Annotated in this window: 14 protein-coding genes and 1 pseudogene; 9 read left to right on the forward strand and 6 right to left on the reverse strand. The window is 61.4% G+C overall.

The features are described from left to right. Positions 1-5 precede the first annotated feature (5 nt). Complete coding sequence (gene mutM / locus BN1800_RS10555) at positions 6-896, reverse strand: bifunctional DNA-formamidopyrimidine glycosylase/DNA-(apurinic or apyrimidinic site) lyase (RefSeq protein WP_086997092.1); 891 nt, start codon at positions 894-896, stop codon at positions 6-8. 150 nt (positions 897-1,046) lie between these two features. Here mutM and ubiE point away from each other — a divergent pair, with 150 nt between their 5' ends. The 8 genes from ubiE to BN1800_RS10595 all read left to right on the forward strand — a co-directional run bounded on the left by ubiE (position 1,047) and on the right by BN1800_RS10595 (position 10,865). After that, positions 1,047-1,823 (forward strand): bifunctional demethylmenaquinone methyltransferase/2-methoxy-6-polyprenyl-1,4-benzoquinol methylase UbiE, encoded by a 777-nt coding sequence (ubiE, locus tag BN1800_RS10560; protein WP_027510849.1) that lies wholly within the window; start codon positions 1,047-1,049, stop codon positions 1,821-1,823. A 5-nt stretch (positions 1,824-1,828) separates the two neighbouring features. After that, positions 1,829-3,403, forward strand: coding sequence for a 2-polyprenylphenol 6-hydroxylase (ubiB, locus tag BN1800_RS10565; protein WP_027510850.1), 1,575 nt, complete (start codon positions 1,829-1,831; stop codon positions 3,401-3,403). A gap of 95 nt (positions 3,404-3,498) precedes the next feature. Continuing rightward, positions 3,499-5,058, forward strand: coding sequence for an aromatic amino acid lyase (locus BN1800_RS10570; RefSeq protein ID WP_027510851.1), 1,560 nt, complete (start codon positions 3,499-3,501; stop codon positions 5,056-5,058). A gap of 46 nt (positions 5,059-5,104) precedes the next feature. After that, a complete protein-coding gene (locus BN1800_RS10575) occupies positions 5,105-6,487 on the forward strand; it encodes a dihydroorotase (protein ID WP_086997095.1) in 1,383 nt (460 codons plus the stop codon). Continuing rightward, entirely contained in the window at positions 6,484-7,764 is a 1,281-nt protein-coding gene (locus tag BN1800_RS10580; protein ID WP_086997098.1) for a Zn-dependent hydrolase, read from the forward strand. Before BN1800_RS10575 ends, BN1800_RS10580 begins: the two co-directional genes overlap by 4 nt. Beyond that, positions 7,745-8,842 carry a thiohydantoin desulfurase gene (locus BN1800_RS10585; protein WP_086997100.1) on the forward strand — a complete coding sequence of 366 codons (1,098 nt, stop codon included), beginning with the start codon at positions 7,745-7,747 and terminating at the stop codon, positions 8,840-8,842. The genes BN1800_RS10580 and BN1800_RS10585 overlap by 20 nt, the downstream gene beginning before the upstream one ends. 3 nt (positions 8,843-8,845) lie before the next feature. Then, positions 8,846-9,175 carry a TfoX/Sxy family protein gene (locus BN1800_RS10590; RefSeq protein WP_086997103.1) on the forward strand — a complete coding sequence of 110 codons (330 nt, stop codon included), beginning with the start codon at positions 8,846-8,848 and terminating at the stop codon, positions 9,173-9,175. 28 nt (positions 9,176-9,203) lie between these two features. Then, positions 9,204-10,865, forward strand: coding sequence for a thiourocanate hydratase (locus BN1800_RS10595; RefSeq protein ID WP_086997107.1), 1,662 nt, complete (start codon positions 9,204-9,206; stop codon positions 10,863-10,865). 15 nt (positions 10,866-10,880) lie between these two features. Here the strand turns inward: BN1800_RS10595 and BN1800_RS10600 are convergent, their stop codons facing one another. From BN1800_RS10600 to BN1800_RS10620, 5 genes and pseudogenes are all read right to left on the reverse strand, one after another. After that, positions 10,881-11,282 (reverse strand): GFA family protein, encoded by a 402-nt coding sequence (locus BN1800_RS10600; RefSeq protein WP_086997110.1) that lies wholly within the window; start codon positions 11,280-11,282, stop codon positions 10,881-10,883. Further along, positions 11,282-11,770, reverse strand: coding sequence for an SRPBCC family protein (locus BN1800_RS10605; protein ID WP_037142269.1), 489 nt, complete (start codon positions 11,768-11,770; stop codon positions 11,282-11,284). The genes BN1800_RS10600 and BN1800_RS10605 overlap by 1 nt, the downstream gene beginning before the upstream one ends. Further along, entirely contained in the window at positions 11,754-12,083 is a 330-nt protein-coding gene (locus tag BN1800_RS10610) for an ArsR/SmtB family transcription factor (RefSeq protein WP_086997113.1), read from the reverse strand. The genes BN1800_RS10605 and BN1800_RS10610 overlap by 17 nt, the downstream gene beginning before the upstream one ends. A 100-nt stretch (positions 12,084-12,183) precedes the next feature. Further along, a pseudogene (locus tag BN1800_RS42310) lies at positions 12,184-12,457 on the reverse strand (VOC family protein); the annotation flags it as partial. Between the two features lie 18 nt (positions 12,458-12,475). Beyond that, the gene (locus BN1800_RS10620) at positions 12,476-13,714 is read right to left on the reverse strand and encodes an MFS transporter (protein WP_086997233.1); all 1,239 of its coding nucleotides are present in this window, start codon (positions 13,712-13,714) and stop codon (positions 12,476-12,478) included. 112 nt (positions 13,715-13,826) lie between these two features. Between BN1800_RS10620 and BN1800_RS10625 the strand changes: the two genes are divergently transcribed. Next, the gene (locus BN1800_RS10625) at positions 13,827-14,699 is read left to right on the forward strand and encodes a LysR family transcriptional regulator (protein WP_086997116.1); all 873 of its coding nucleotides are present in this window, start codon (positions 13,827-13,829) and stop codon (positions 14,697-14,699) included. The last annotated feature ends 1 nt before the right edge of the window (position 14,700 follow it).

The raw sequence follows: 14,700 nt of genomic DNA on the forward strand, positions 1-14,700 counted from the left end.
CTCCCCTATTTCTGGCAGTCCGGGCAATAGAAGGTGGAACGCCCTGCCTGCACGATGCGCGAGACCGTACCGCCGCAGCCGGGTGTGCGGCAAGGCAGACCTTCGCGGTCATAGACCGAGAAGGAATGCTGGAAATAGCCGAGCGAGCCGTCGGTCTGGATATGGTCGCGAAGTGACGAGCCGCCGGCCTTGATCGCATCGGCGACGACATCGCGGACCGATGCGACGAGAAGGTTTAGCTGCTCCTTCGGCTTTCCGGTTTTGCTGACCAGCGTTCCAGCAGCACGTGTCGGCATCAAATGCGCGCGCCAAAGCGCTTCGCAGACATATATATTGCCAAGCCCGGCGATGTTTCTCTGGTCGAGAAGCGCACCCTTCAGCGGTTGTGCCTTTCCGGCAAACCGCTCCGCAAGATAAGTGGCGCTCAGCTCGTTGCCGGTTGGCTCCGGCCCGAGGCCGAAGAGGAAAGGACTGTTCTGAAGCTCAGACCGATCGGCGATATCCATGAAGCCGAAGCGGCGCGGGTCATTATAGATGACGCGGCGCTCACCACCCTTGCCTTCCAGATGGAAGATCGCATGGTCATGCTTCTCGTCCTTCGACCGCTCGTGGCGAAAATCGCCGGGCGTTTCGCTGACTGGCCCCTGCTCGATGCGGAAGGAGCCGGACATACCGAGATGGGAGATGATGGTCTTGCCGCTGTCGAGATCGATCAGCAGATACTTGGCGCGGCGGCCAAGTCCGATAATGGTGCGGCCTGAAACCTGGTCTTCGAAATTTTCCGGAAAAGGAAAGCGCAGATCGCCGCGGCGAAGCTCCAGCCTCTCGATGCGTGCACCCTCCATGACGGGTGAAAGACCGCGCTTCACCGTTTCGACTTCTGGCAATTCCGGCATCTTAACCCATCTGTATTTAAACGTGTTTCAACTGCGGACGATGTGGGTTATAGCGCCAGTAAGCCGCGGGTATTACCCGCCCCCACAGATAGCGTCTTAAGCGACGTTTCGCTATGGTCGCGTACCGATTTCGAGTAACGGAGTAGTCCGATGCCAGAAAGCCGCACTTCCGCCGATGGCGGCATGGAAACGTCCTACGGCTTCCGCGAGGTGCCGAGCGGCGAGAAGCAGGGTCTCGTCAACGACGTCTTCCACAAGGTCGCCAGACGCTACGATATCATGAACGATGTGATGTCGATGGGTATGCACCGCGCCTGGAAGGATGCGATGGTTGCGGCGCTCAATCCGCGCAAGGAACCGGGCTACAAGGTGCTGGATGTAGCGGGCGGCACAGGCGACATCGCCTTCCGTATCGTCGAGGCGTCGAACCGCATGGCACACGCGACCGTGCTCGACATCAACGGCTCCATGCTGGGCGTCGGCTCAGAGCGGGCAGAGAAGAAGAAACTCTCCGACAATCTTACCTTCATTGAGGCCAATGCCGAGGACCTGCCCTTCGAGGCCGGCAGCTTCGATGCCTACACGATCGCCTTCGGCATCCGCAACGTGCCGCGCATAGACGTCGCGCTCGCGGAAGCCTTTCGCGTGCTGAAGCGCGGCGGCCGGCTGCTCGTGCTGGAATTTTCGGAAGTGGACATGCCTCTTCTGGACAAGGTCTACGAGGCCTGGTCTTTCAACGCCATTCCGAGGTTCGGCAAGGCGATTACCGGCGACGCCGAGCCCTATCAGTATCTCGTCGAATCCATCCGCAAGTTCCCGAACCAGGAAAACTTCGCGGAAATGATCCGAAAGGCCGGCTTTTCGCGCGTGACCTACACCAGCTATACCGGCGGGATCGCGGCCTTGCACTCGGGCTGGAAACTTTGATCTAAATGAGTGCTTTCGGAGCATATTTCCGGCTCGTGCGGGTCGGCTGGGTTCTAGTGCGCGAGGGCGTTGTTTCGGCCTTGCCCTCCGAGGAATTGCCGCCGTCTGTCAGCCTTGCGAAATCGTTTGTCGGCCTGTTTGCGCGCAGCCAGGCGAAAGCCAAGAAACGCAGCGATCGGCTGGCCCAGGCAGTCGAGCGGCTCGGACCTTCCTATGTGAAGATTGGGCAGTTCCTGGCGACCAGACCGGATGTCGTAGGCGTGGAGTTCGCTGACGACCTTTCGCAACTTCAGGACCGGATGGCCTTCTTCCCGATTGCGGCGGCAAAGGCGAGTATCGAAGGTTCGCTCGGCCGCCCGATCGAAGAGCTTTATGCGAGTTTCGACGATCCGATTGCCGCAGCCTCTATTGCGCAGGTGCATCCTGCAGAGGTAAATACCCCCAATGGCCGCAGGAAGGTCGCGGTCAAGGTCGTGCGTCCCGGTGTGCGGCAGCGCTTCGCCCATGACATCGAGGCGATGTATCTCGTCGCCGGTATGCAGGAACGCTTCATGCCTTCGAGCCGGCGGCTGAGGCCGGTCGAAGTGACGAAGACGCTCGAGCAGTCGACCAAAGTCGAGATGGATCTCCGGCTTGAAGCGGCGGCCCTTTCGGAGATTGCCGAAAACACGGGGCAGGATCCGGGCTTCCGCGTTCCGAAGGTGGATTGGGAGCGCACAGGCCGCGACGTCATCACCATGGAGTGGATCGACGGCGTGAAGATGTCCGATGTCGAGGGGCTCCGCAGCGCCGGGCACGATCTTAACACGCTTGCCGATAGGCTGATCCAATCGTTCCTGCGCCACACGCTGCGCGATGGCTTCTTCCATGCCGACATGCATCCCGGCAATCTCTTCGTCGATTCGGGCGGCATGATCGTCGCCGTCGACATGGGGATTGTCGGTCGGCTTGGAAAGAAGGAACGGCGCTTCCTCGCCGAAATTCTCTATGGCTTCATTACGCGTGACTATGTGCGTGTTGCGGAGGTCCATTTCGAGGCGGGCTATGTGCCAGGCCATCACAATGTCGAAAGCTTCGCGCAAGCAATCCGGGCGATCGGCGAGCCGATCCATGGCCAGCCGGCCGAAACGATCTCGATGGGCAAGCTGTTAACGCTGCTGTTCGAGGTGACGGAACTTTTCGACATGCAGACCCGGCCCGAGCTGGTCATGCTGCAGAAAACCATGGTGGTCGTCGAAGGCGTCTCGCGCATGCTGAACCCGCGTTTCAACATGTGGAAGGCATCGGAGCCAGTCGTCGGAGATTGGATTCGCAATAATCTCGGCCCGAAGCGGATCGTCACCGACCTCAAGGATGGGCTGAAGGCTGCCGTGAAGCTTGCGGAAGCCGTTCCGGAAATCGCCGCGCAGACCGAGAAATTCCATCACCAGCTGCTGCATATGAGCGAGCATGGACTGCGCTTCGATCCGCAGACAGCGGAAGCGATCGGCAAATCCGAGGCACGATACAGCCGATCCGGCCGCCTCGCGCTCTGGATTATCGCGTTGACGCTTCTCTATATTGCCTGGATGTTGAGCTGAGGTTCAGACACAAACAATCACATGCTGTGTTCGGCATTTGGGATATCCCACAATGCGCAGTGCTCGCTTAGTCTCGCATTCAAGGAGACCTGCAGATGAAGCATGAACGCCCTGGCATCGAACTTTCCGGCCAACCATTCGGCTTTGGCGACATGGTGAGGATAGGGTCCGGCAGGGTGGCGCTATCAGCTTCGCCGACGGGCATGGCACGGGTGGAGATCGCGCGTTCCGTCGTCGAAGAAGCGATCCAGGCTGGCATTCCCGTTTACGGTTCCACTACCGGCGTCGGCGCGATGAAGGACGTCGAATGGTCGGCGGAGGAACTCGATACCTTCAACCTCGGCCTCGTGCGCGCCCATCACTTCGGCACCGGCACGCCCTTTTCCAGCGCTGTCGTGCGGAACGCCATGGCGATCCGCGTCAATACCGCGCTGACGGGCCAGGTCGGGTGTACGCCGGAACTCATAGAAACCTATCTGCGGCTGCTCAGGGCTGACCTCATCCCGCTCGTGCGGCGCACGGGCTCGATCGGTTGTGCCGATATCGGCCTCATGGGACAGATCGGAGCGGTTCTGACCGGCGTCGGCGAAGCCGTCTATCGCGGCAAGCGCATGCAGGCGGCCGACGCCTTCCGGGCGGCGGGGCTCGAACCGGTCACCATGGCGCCGCGCGACAGCCTTGCTTCGCTCAGCATCAACGCGGTGAGTTTTGCATCTGCCGCCGAGGCGACGCGCAATGCGGCGGCTTCGATTCGCGTTCTGCTCGCAACCGGCATGATGGCGGCCGGCGCTCTTGGCGCGTCACGCGACCCCTGGCGGGCAGTACGCCATGTCGGCACCCCGCGGGAAGCGCTGATCGGCTCGTGGCTGTGCAATGCGTCAGAGGCTTGGGAATGGCCGGTGGCCACCCACGTGCAGGACCCGCTCAGCCTTCGCATGATCGCCCAGGTCTTCGGCGCGGTGATCGAGAACCTACTTTCGACCGGTCACAAGATCCTTGCTGCCACCGGCCGTTCGGACGACAATCCGGTCGTCGTCGAGGGCCGCGTAATGACGTCCGGCGGTTCGCTACCTCTCGATGTAACGATCCTGCTCGAATCGGCAGCACTCTGCATGGCGCATGCGGCACGCAATTCATTCAACCGCTGCGTCCTGCTCGGCAACGGACAGCGGCGCGACCTGCCCGTGAACCTCGTGCCGCCCGGCCGGATTGCGACCGGTTTCGGGCCGATCATCAAGCTCGCCGGCGAGATCTTTTCACGCGTGCTTTCCATGTCCAACCCAGTGTCCGCCCAGTCGCTGGTGGTTGCGGCGGGGCTTGAGGACGAAGCCGCTTTCCTGCCGCTGGTGATCGAGCGCTTCGAGCGGCAGATGCGGGCGCTGAAGCGTCTTGCCGCTCTCGAGGCTCTGCTGGCATCACAGGCGGCCGACATTCTCGGCGACCGGCCCGAGGGCGTTGCGGGCATGATTTACGATGTCGTCCGCAAGCACGCCGATTTCTACACCGTCGATCGCCCCCTTTCGGCGGAGGTCGAAGCGATCGAGGAAGAACTCGGGTCCGATGAGTTCGTCTCGAAGCTGATCGAGCCTGTGCCGATCGCCGCCTTCGACGATTTCTTCGCCCTCGGCTCGGTGGAGTACATCGACGGAGACTGACGCAGGAAGCGGTCGTCATCTAAGCTTTTAACCGGAGGAAAACAGCGTGGCTGATTTCGATCTCGTTTTGCAAGGTACCGTCGTGCTGCCGGAGCGCATCCTCGATGAGGGTTATGTTGCAGTCCGCAACGGCAAGATCGCCGAGGTCGGCGTCGGCGTGCCGCCCGCGGCCAAGGAGCGGCACTTGCTCGGCAAGGCGCTGATCCTGCCCGGTGCGATCGATGCGCAAGTGCATTCGTTGAGCCAGATGGATCAGGAGGACTTCATCTGGTCGACGCGTTCGGCGGCTGCTGGCGGCGTCACGACGATCGTTGACATGCCTTATGACGAAGCCAATCTCGTCTGCTCGGCGGAAGCGGTAAAGAAAAAGACCAACCATGCGAGCCCGCAGACGCGTGTCGATTTCGCTCTCTATGGCACGGTCAGACCTGAAGAAGGTGCGGCCCGAATACGCGAAATGGTGGATGCCGGGGTCGCCGCCTTCAAATTCTCGACTTTCGGGACCGATGCGAAGCGTTTCCCGCGCATTCCCCCTGCCCTCCTTGCCGAATGCTTTGCCGCAATCGCCCCGACCGGGCTGACGGCCGGTGTTCACAATGAAGACGATGAAGCCGTTCGAACTTACATGGAGAAGGTCAAGGCAAGCGGCGTGACCGACTGGCGTGCCCACGGTCTTTCACGCCCGCCGATCACCGAACTTCTCGCCATGCACACGATCTTCGAGACTGGCGCTCATACCGGCTGCCCGGCGCATGTCGTGCATTGTTCGCTCGGTCGCGGCTACGATATTGCCCGTGCCTATCGCCGCGGCGGCTTCGAGGCGACGGTCGAATGCTGCATTCATTACCTGACGCTTGACGAGGAAAACGACGTGAGGCGCCTCGGCGGCAAAGCCAAGATCAATCCGCCGATCCGGCCGCGCGCCGAGGTGGAAACGTTGTGGCGCAAGATAGCGGAAGGCAATGTCTGGCTGGTGTCGACCGACCATGTGAGCTGGTCAGAAAACCGCAAGACCAATCCGGACATGTTGGCGAATGCCTCGGGCGTGCCGGGGCTCGAGGTCATGGTGCCGCTTTTCGTCAAGGGAGCGTTGGAGCGGGGCATTCCACTCACATGGGCCGCGAAGCTGATGGCCGAAAATCCGGCGAAGCATTTCCGCCTCGACCACATCAAGGGCGCACTGACGCCCGGCAAGGACGCCGACATCGTCGTGCTGGAGCCGCGAGAGAGTGTCTACGACGCTGCCGTGAGCGGTAACAATCTCGTCGGCTGGAGCCCTTATAACGGTATCCGTTTGCCATGGACAATTTCGGCGGCATATCTGCGCGGCAGCCAGATAGCCGATGGCGCGAACGTGCTTGCAGAGCCTGGCACGGGACAATTCGTCCGTCCGCTGCCGCGCCAGATCATTTCCGGAGAAGCCGCATGAGCCGCAACCTGCGTGTCAACGCCGATCGCATCGCCGAGGATATCGACGCACTGGCAAAGATCACCGAGCCCGATCATCCATGGACACGCCGGGCCTTCTCGCCGCTGTTTCTCGATGGCCGCGCCTATATCGAAGCGCGCATGAAGGCGGCCGGGCTGGAGACACGGATCGATGCGGCCGGCAATCTGATCGGACGCCGGGTGGGGACGAAACCGGGTCTTGGCACGATCATGGTCGGTTCGCATTCCGATACTGTACCAGATGGCGGGCGCTTTGATGGCATTGCGGGCGTGATCTCGGCGTTGGAAGTCGCCCGGGCGCTGAACGATCGGGGAATCGTGCTAGAGCACGATCTGGAGGTCGTCGACTTCCTCGCGGAAGAAGTCAGCATCTTTGGCGTTTCGTGCGTCGGCAGCCGCGGCATGACCGGGCAGCTTCCGGAGGCATGGCTTTCGCGCACTAGCGGCGACCGCGACCTGGCTGAGGGGATTGCGCAAGTCGGCGGCCGTCCAAGCGTGCTGCTGCAGCAGAACCGGCCCGATATTGCCGGCTTCCTCGAACTGCATATCGAACAGGGGCCTGTGCTCGAGGACGAGAAGAAAGACGTCGGCATCGTGACGGCGATCGCTGGCATCACCCGGATTGAAATTACAGTCGAAGGCCGAGCGGACCATGCGGGTACGACGCCGATGGATGGCCGCGCGGATGCGCTGGTCGCCGCCTCGCGACTGGTGCTCGATATCCGCAACGCGGCAGGCGAGCGGGCGAAGACGCCGGGCCATTTCGCCGCGACCGTCGGCGAATTCCGGATAGAGCCGAATGCGGCCAATGTCGTGCCTTCCAAAGTCGTGCTGCTGATCGACGGGCGCGCGGAAATCCGCAGCGACATGGAAGCCTTCTGCGAATGGCTGGATGCGCATGTCGTCAAGCTTGCGACCACCCACGGTGTGACGATCGAACCACCGAAACGCGTTTCAGACAACCATCCGACACCTGCAGATGCCAGCTTGCTGCAGACGCTGGAGCGCGCCTGCAACGCAGTCGGCGCCAAACACCGGCGCATGGCATCCGGCGCAGGGCACGACACCGCCTGGATCGCCAAGGTGGCACCCGCGGCAATGATCTTCGTGCCTTGCAAAGAGGGCCGCAGCCACTCGGCCGACGAATGGGCGGAAAATGACGACATCGCGCTTGGCGCGGCGGTGCTTTTTGAAGCGGTGCGGGAGATGGACAAGGCGCTGAGCAAGGAGAAGGCTGATGGGACGCATACTCGTTGAAAAGGACGTCGAGGCGGCAGTCAAGGGTGGCTCCGTCTATGCAGCAGGCGGCGGCGGCTGGGCCGATCACGGCCGTATGCTGGGTTATGCCGCGGTCAGCATCGGCAAGCCGGAACTCGTTTCCATCGATGAACTTAGAGACGACGACTGGATCGCGACGGCAGCGGCGATCGGCGCGCCAGCCTCCACGACGCCTTGGGAAATGCAGGGCATCGATTACGTGAAAGCCGTCCAGCTTCTTCAGGACGAACTCGGCGAAAAGCTCTCCGGGCTCATCATCGGGCAGAACGGCAAATCCTCGACGCTGAACGGCTGGCTGCCCTCGGCCATTCTCGGCACGAAGGTTGTCGATGCGGTTGGCGATATCCGGGCGCATCCGACCGGCGACATGGGCTCGATCGGCATGGCGGGTTCGCCCGAGCAGATGATCCAGACGGCCGTTGGCGGAAACCGCGCGGAGAACCGCTACATCGAGCTTGTGGTGAAGGGTGCGACCGCGAAGATCTCTCCGATCCTGCGAGCCGCCGCTGACCAATCGGGCGGCTTCATCGCCAGCTGCCGCAATCCGCTGCAGGCATCCTATGTGCGCACGCATGCGGCACTCGGCGGCATCTCGATGGCGCTTGCGCTCGGCGAAGCGATCATTGCGGCGGAGAAGAATGGCGGATCGGCCGTCATCGATGCGATTTGCAAAACAACCGGCGGCAGCATCCTCGCTGAAGGCATCATTACGATGAAGGATGTCGTCTACACCAAAGAAGCCTTCGACATCGGCACGATCGTCGTCGGCTCCGGCGCCAAAGCCGTGACGGTGCATGTGATGAACGAATACATGGCCATCGACGATGCCGATGGTAAGCGCGTGGCGACGTTTCCCTCGGTCATCACGACGCTTTCGCCCGAAGGTGAGCCGCTCAGCGTCGGCCAGCTCAAGGGCGGCATGCAGGTTTTCATCCTGCATGTACCCATGGATATCATTCCACTTTCTGCAAGCGTCCTCGACCCAACCGTCTACCCGCCCGTGGAAGAAGTGATGGGTATTGAGATTGGGCGCTATGCCTTGGCAGCAAAGGCGTGACTTATGGCGCGGGATGCCGGTCTTGAGGAACTGATGAGAGAAGAGCTCAGCGGCCATCCGGGTCTCAGCGAAAAGGCCATGTTCGGCGGCTGGGGCTTTCTGTTGAACGGCAATCTTCTCTGTGGTGCGCGAGAGGATGGCATGCTGGTTCGGCTCGGCAAAGGCAATGACGGCTGGGCACTGGCTCTACCGGGAGCGGTGCAGATGCGGTCGGGCGAGCGCCTGATGCACGGCTGGGTGCGCGTCAATGCCGATGTGTATGGCGAGGATGCACTGCGAAAGCGTCTGCTTGATGCGGCACGCGCCTATGTGGAGATGCTGCCGGGGAAATAACAAGACAGGACTTGAGGAAGGACATTCCATGCCGAAGCCTAATCCACGTCATCCAAAATTTCCGATTCCCGGCGGGCTGGAACTGCGGGCCAAGGGTTGGCGGCAGGAAGCGTTGCTGCGTCTCCTCGAAAACGTGCTTGCCGTCGGCGAGGACCCGGACAATCTCGTCGTCTATGCGGCGCTTGGCAAGGCCGCGCGCAACTGGGCGGCGCATAAGGGCATCGTCAAGGCGCTGACGGAGATGGAGGAGGATCAGACCCTGCTGATCCAGTCCGGCAAGCCGATCGGCCTCGTGAAAACCCATGCCAAGGCACCGCTCGTCATCATGGCGAACTGCAATATCGTCGGCCAATGGGCGAAGGTCGAAGTGTTTTACGAACTGCAGCGCAAGGGATTGATCTGCTGGGGTGGGCTGACGGCGGGCGCCTGGCAATATATCGGCAGCCAGGGTGTTATCCAGGGCACCTACGAAATCTTCATGCGTATCGCCGAGCGACGCTTCGGCGGCGATCTCTCCGGCCGCTTCGTGCTCACCGCCGGCCTTGGCGGCATGGGCGGGGCTCAACCGCTCGCCGGCCGCATGGCAGGGGCCGCGATCCTCTGCGTCGATATCGATCCCGAGCGGGCGAAGAAGCGCCAGCAGATCGGTTACCTGCAGGAGATCACACCTGATCTCGATAGCGCACTGCAGATGATCGATACGGCCGTGAAGGAAAAGCGCGCGCTATCCGTCGGCCTCGTCGGCAATGCGGCCGAGATCTACCCGGAGATCGCCCGGCGCGGCATCGTGCCGGATATCGTGACGGACCAGACCTCGGCGCATGATCTCGTCTATGGCTACGTGCCGAAGGGCATGAGCCTTGCCCAGGTCAAGGAACTTCGCGATGACGGCCAGGGCCAGTTAATGGCCGCAAGCCGCGCCTCGATCGTTCAGCATGTAACGGCGATGCTGGAGTTCCAGAAGAAAGGTTCCGAAGTCTTCGACAACGGCAACTTGATCCGCACACAGGCGAAGGAAGGCGGCGTTGCCAACGCCTTCGACATTCCGATCTTCACCGAAGCCTATCTGCGGCCGCTGTTTGCCCGGGCGATTGGCCCATTCCGTTGGATGGCGCTTTCCGGCGAAGAAAGCGACATCGCCCGGATCGACGATCTGCTGCTCGAAATGTTCCCGGACAACAAGATTATCACCAACTGGATCCGGCTTGCCCGCGAGCATGTGCCCTTCGAGGGCCTGCCGGCGCGGATCGCCTGGCTCGGCCACGGCGAGCGCACCGCGCTTGCCCGCCGCGTCAACGAATTGGTCGCCAGTGGAGATCTGAAAGGCCCTGTCGCCTTCTCGCGCGATCATCTTGATGCCGGCGCTATGGCGCATCCGAACATCATGACCGAGCGCATGAAGGACGGCTCCGACGCGATCGCCGACTGGCCGCTGCTCGATGCCATGATGCTCTGCTCCTCGATGGCCGACCTCGTCGTCGTCCATTCCGGCGGTGGCGGCTATGCCGGCTACATGACCAGTTGCGGCGTGACTGTCGTCGCCGACGGCACGGCGGCTGCCGACGAACGCCTCGACCATGCGCTCACCAATGATACGGCGCTCGGCGTCATGCGCTATGCAGACGCCGGATACGAGGAAGCGCTGGACGAAGTGCAGAAGAAGGATGTGTCGTATATCCGGCTTGATTGAAATATCGGCGCTCCATCAAAGATGCCGCGTCTCCTCCGGGGGACCGTCATAGCGGTCGCGCAGGCCGTCGACGAAGGCAATGGGTGCGGCGATGAGCTCTTTAGCAGTCGCATCGTCCAGACAACTTACGGCGATCGCGTAGAAGGTGCCGAGATGTTCGTTTTCGCCCCAACTGTAGGAGCTGATGCCGCAATCCTTGCAGAACAGATGATGCAGTTTGCGGGAGGCAAACTGATATTCTCCGAGCTTTTCTTCCCCTGATAGAAGGCGAAAATCCTCCGGCTGGGCCACCGCCAGCCAGTTGCGCTTCTTCATGCAGATCGAGCAATTGCAGCGGAACGTGCCGGCCGACAGATCGAGCCTGGTTTCGTAGCGGATTGCGCCGCAATGGCAGCTGCCGTGATAGGTCTTCTTCATTACTTTCTCCTTTTGACTGCGGCTTCCGCGTAGGCAGCGGCCTTATCGAGCGCCTCGCGCCAACCTTCCGACTGTAATTTGAATTCGGTATCGCTCGGCAGCTCGCGCTTACGGAAGGTGAGGCGCGTACCCTCGCCCCGTTCTTCCAACTCGACCGTTACGCACATCTCGTGCTCCGGCTTTCCGGCGTCATTTTCCCAGGCAAAGGTGAAGACGAGGCGTTCCGGCGGACTGATCTCAACGTACCGGCCCCGGCTCCAGTATTCCTTGCCGTCCAGCCCGAGAATGCAATGACGCCAGGCGCCGCCTTCGCGCAGATCGACCGAAACCGAGGACGCCGAGCAATGGTGCGGACCCCACCATTTCATCAGGTGCTCCGGCTCGGTCCACAGGCTGAAGACAAGCTCGCGCGGCGCATCGATCTCGCGAGTGAGCACGATCTCACGGCTGCGACCGCCGGCGACGCGGATTTCATTTCTTGCCTTCATCCTCGTTCTTCCTTGGCTTGAGGGTGGCTGCGTAGGCTTCCAATCTATCGAGGCTTTCGCTCCAGAACCGGCGGTAGGTGTCGAGCCAGTCATCAACACCGCGAAGTGGCCCTGCCTCCAGTCTGCAGGGTCGCCACTGTGCTTGCCGTCCTTTTGATACGAGGCCGGCATTTTCCAGCACTTTAAGATGCTTCGATACGGCAACGAGGGACATATCGAATGGTTCGGCGAGTTCGGATACCGAAGCCTCGCCGAGCGCCAGCCGTGCGAGGATCGCGCGGCGGGTTGGATCGGCGAGAGCCGAAAACGTCATGCTTAGTCGATCGGCAGACACAATAAACTCATCAGTTAATTAACCTATGGATTAAATATAGGCGACGAAGGCGCCTGTCAAGCCTGTGCCTGACAGCGCTTCAAAGGATCAAGTTGGATACTTCGATGAGATTGCCATCCGGATCGAGGAAATAGACCGAGCCGACAGTACCGGTGGCGCCGGCGCGCTCGACCGGCCTACCTCGATTGGAACATCCGCCGCTTCGAGATGGGCGATGACCCTTCAAGCGCTATCTCGGCGATAAAGCAGTGCCCCTCAGAACCCGGCGCCGGATGCCTTGCCTTGGGCACGAACTCGCGTGCTACCTGGTGCAGGTTGATCTTCTGATTGCCGAATTTCAGTGCCTTGCTGCCTCGAGGTGCTGATGCGGATCATAACTTTCTCCTCGAAAAGATGCCTGCGGCGCAGGCCGCCGCAAAGGCGAGGGTCAGCATGCCGAGCGTGAAGGAGACGACAGCCGACCAGCCTTCGATGGCAAAGAACCAGCCGCCTGCCGAGCCCATGACGCTCGAACCGACGTAATAACCAAGCATATAGAGCGACGAGGCATGTCCCTTCGTGCCTATGGCAAGCTTGCCGACGAGGCCGCTTGCGATCGAATGGCTCATGAAGAAGCCACTGGTGAGCACGATAATGCCGAAAATGATGGTCGGAAGGGAGGCGGAAAGCGTCAGGGCGCTGCCCGCGGCGGTAATTGCGATGCCCGTCAGCAGGACAGCGAAGTGGCCGAAGCGATCGCCCAGCATGCCACCGATCGAAGAGGCGCCGATGCCAAAGAGATAGACGGCGAAGATCAGACCGAGTTCGGTCTGCGTCAGATCATAGGGTGCTGCAACAAGCAGGAAGCCGGCATAATTGTAAATTGTGACGAAGGATCCCATCGCGAAGAAGGCAATGGCGAAAATGAACGGCAGCGCCGGATTGCGGACATGCCCGAGCCAGGCCCTTAGGTGGAACTTCGGATCGAATCCAGAGCGGCGGGCGAAATTCCGCGAGGGCGGCAGCAGGGCGATGAAGCCAATGGCTGCGGCAAGGCCGATTGCGCCGACTAAAAGGAGCGCCGGCCGCCAGGTCAGATATTCCGCGAAGATGCCGGTCAGCACTCGGCCCGACATGCCGCCGAAGGCGGTGCCGCCGACATAGAGGCCCATCGTAGCGCCTAGGCCGCGCGGATCAATTTCCTCGGCGAGATAGGCCATGGCGACCGCCGGAACGCCACCGAGCACCAGACCCTCCAGCGCGCGAATGACGAGCAGTAGATGCCAGCTCGGCGCAAAGGCCGTAGCGATCGTCAGCAATGCGGCCCCGACGAGCGAAATCGACATCAGGCTGCGACGGCCAAGACCTTCCGAGACGGCCGCAGCGCATATAATGGCAACGGCAAGGAAACCCGTCGACAGCGAAAGTGCCAGCGAGCTTTCCGCGGGGCTGACGGAGAATTCATCCGAAAAAATCGGCAGCAGCGGCTGGACGCAATAGAGCAGCGAGAAGGTGGAGAAGCCCGAGAGGAAGAGTGCAAGACTGGCACGGCGATAGGAAGCCGTACCGCGCGTCAGGTATTCTTTCGCCGGTGATTTCGCCGGCACCTCAATTGGGGAAATGTCGCTCATTCTGGCTGCGGTCTTGTGCATGGCTCAAGCCTTTCGCCACTCATCTAGTCAGAAGGGCATAAGTTGTCCAATATATGGCACTGACGTTTCCGATATGTTTTGGAGATACCACATGGAGCTTCGGCATATTCGCTATTTTCTGGCGGTCGCGGAAGAAGGCAATTTTACGCGGGCGGCCGCAAGGATCGGCATCGGCCAGCCACCGCTCAGCCAGCAGATCCGCGATCTCGAAGCTGAGGTCGGTGCGGCCTTGTTTCATCGCGTGCCGCACGGGGCGGAATTGACGGTGGCGGGCGAGGCGTTTCTCGGCGAAGCCAAAGCGTCGCTTGCTTCTGCCGAGAAGGCGAAGCTTGCCGCGCAGCGTGCCAATCGCGGCGAGACGGGCAAGCTGGCGCTCGGCTTTACGGCATCCTCGGCGTTCAATCCGGTGGTCAGCGCGACGATCAGACGGTTTCGTGCGCAGTGGCGGGAGGTACGGCTGTCTCTGACGGAAATGAACACGCTGGCGCTGATGGAGAGGCTCAATCGCGGCGAGTTAGATGCGACCTTCATGCGCCCCAGCCTCGATGATCCGCCGGGCGTGCGCCTGAAGCGCCTTGATGACGAGCCGATGGTGGTCGCCCTGCCTGCAAACCATCCGCTGGCGAAGTACGAGCGTCTGCCTTTGGCGCTGCTGTCGAAAGAGCCGTTCATTCTCTTCCCGCGGCTGGTTGGCCTCAGCCTCTTCGACGATGTCGTGCTCGCCTGCAGGAAAGCGGGTTTCGAACTGACGGTGGCACAGGAGGCGCCACAAATTTCCTCCGTCGTCAATCTGGTTGCGGCAGAACTTGGAGTGTCGATCGTTCCGGCATCGATCGCGCAGATCAGGCTCGATGGCGTCACCTATCGCCCGATCGACGGGCCGCCTGCTGTCGCGCGGCTGGCGCTTGCCGTGCTGAAGACGCAGCGCTCGCCGGTAACGGATAACCTGATGAGCCTGCTTTGAT

The sequence above is a fragment of the Rhizobium sullae genome, from assembly GCF_900169785.1.
Taxonomy (GTDB): domain Bacteria; phylum Pseudomonadota; class Alphaproteobacteria; order Rhizobiales; family Rhizobiaceae; genus Rhizobium; species Rhizobium sullae.

What these genes read in the sequence shown, in the direction of transcription:
- mutM (WP_086997092.1), bottom strand. Translation starts at nt 896, where the DNA reads ATGCCGGAATTGCCAGAAGTCGAAACGGTGAAGCGCGGTCTTTCACCC.
- ubiE (WP_027510849.1), top strand. Translation starts at nt 1,047, where the DNA reads ATGCCAGAAAGCCGCACTTCCGCCGATGGCGGCATGGAAACGTCCTAC.
- ubiB (WP_027510850.1), top strand. Translation starts at nt 1,829, where the DNA reads ATGAGTGCTTTCGGAGCATATTTCCGGCTCGTGCGGGTCGGCTGGGTT.
- BN1800_RS10570 (WP_027510851.1), top strand. Translation starts at nt 3,499, where the DNA reads ATGAAGCATGAACGCCCTGGCATCGAACTTTCCGGCCAACCATTCGGC.
- BN1800_RS10580 (WP_086997098.1), top strand. Translation starts at nt 6,484, where the DNA reads ATGAGCCGCAACCTGCGTGTCAACGCCGATCGCATCGCCGAGGATATC.
- BN1800_RS10585 (WP_086997100.1), top strand. Translation starts at nt 7,745, where the DNA reads ATGGGACGCATACTCGTTGAAAAGGACGTCGAGGCGGCAGTCAAGGGT.
- BN1800_RS10590 (WP_086997103.1), top strand. Translation starts at nt 8,846, where the DNA reads ATGGCGCGGGATGCCGGTCTTGAGGAACTGATGAGAGAAGAGCTCAGC.
- BN1800_RS10595 (WP_086997107.1), top strand. Translation starts at nt 9,204, where the DNA reads ATGCCGAAGCCTAATCCACGTCATCCAAAATTTCCGATTCCCGGCGGG.
- BN1800_RS10600 (WP_086997110.1), bottom strand. Translation starts at nt 11,282, where the DNA reads ATGAAGAAGACCTATCACGGCAGCTGCCATTGCGGCGCAATCCGCTAC.
- BN1800_RS10605 (WP_037142269.1), bottom strand. Translation starts at nt 11,770, where the DNA reads ATGAAGGCAAGAAATGAAATCCGCGTCGCCGGCGGTCGCAGCCGTGAG.
- BN1800_RS10610 (WP_086997113.1), bottom strand. Translation starts at nt 12,083, where the DNA reads ATGACGTTTTCGGCTCTCGCCGATCCAACCCGCCGCGCGATCCTCGCA.
- BN1800_RS10620 (WP_086997233.1), bottom strand. Translation starts at nt 13,714, where the DNA reads ATGAGCGACATTTCCCCAATTGAGGTGCCGGCGAAATCACCGGCGAAA.
- BN1800_RS10625 (WP_086997116.1), top strand. Translation starts at nt 13,827, where the DNA reads ATGGAGCTTCGGCATATTCGCTATTTTCTGGCGGTCGCGGAAGAAGGC.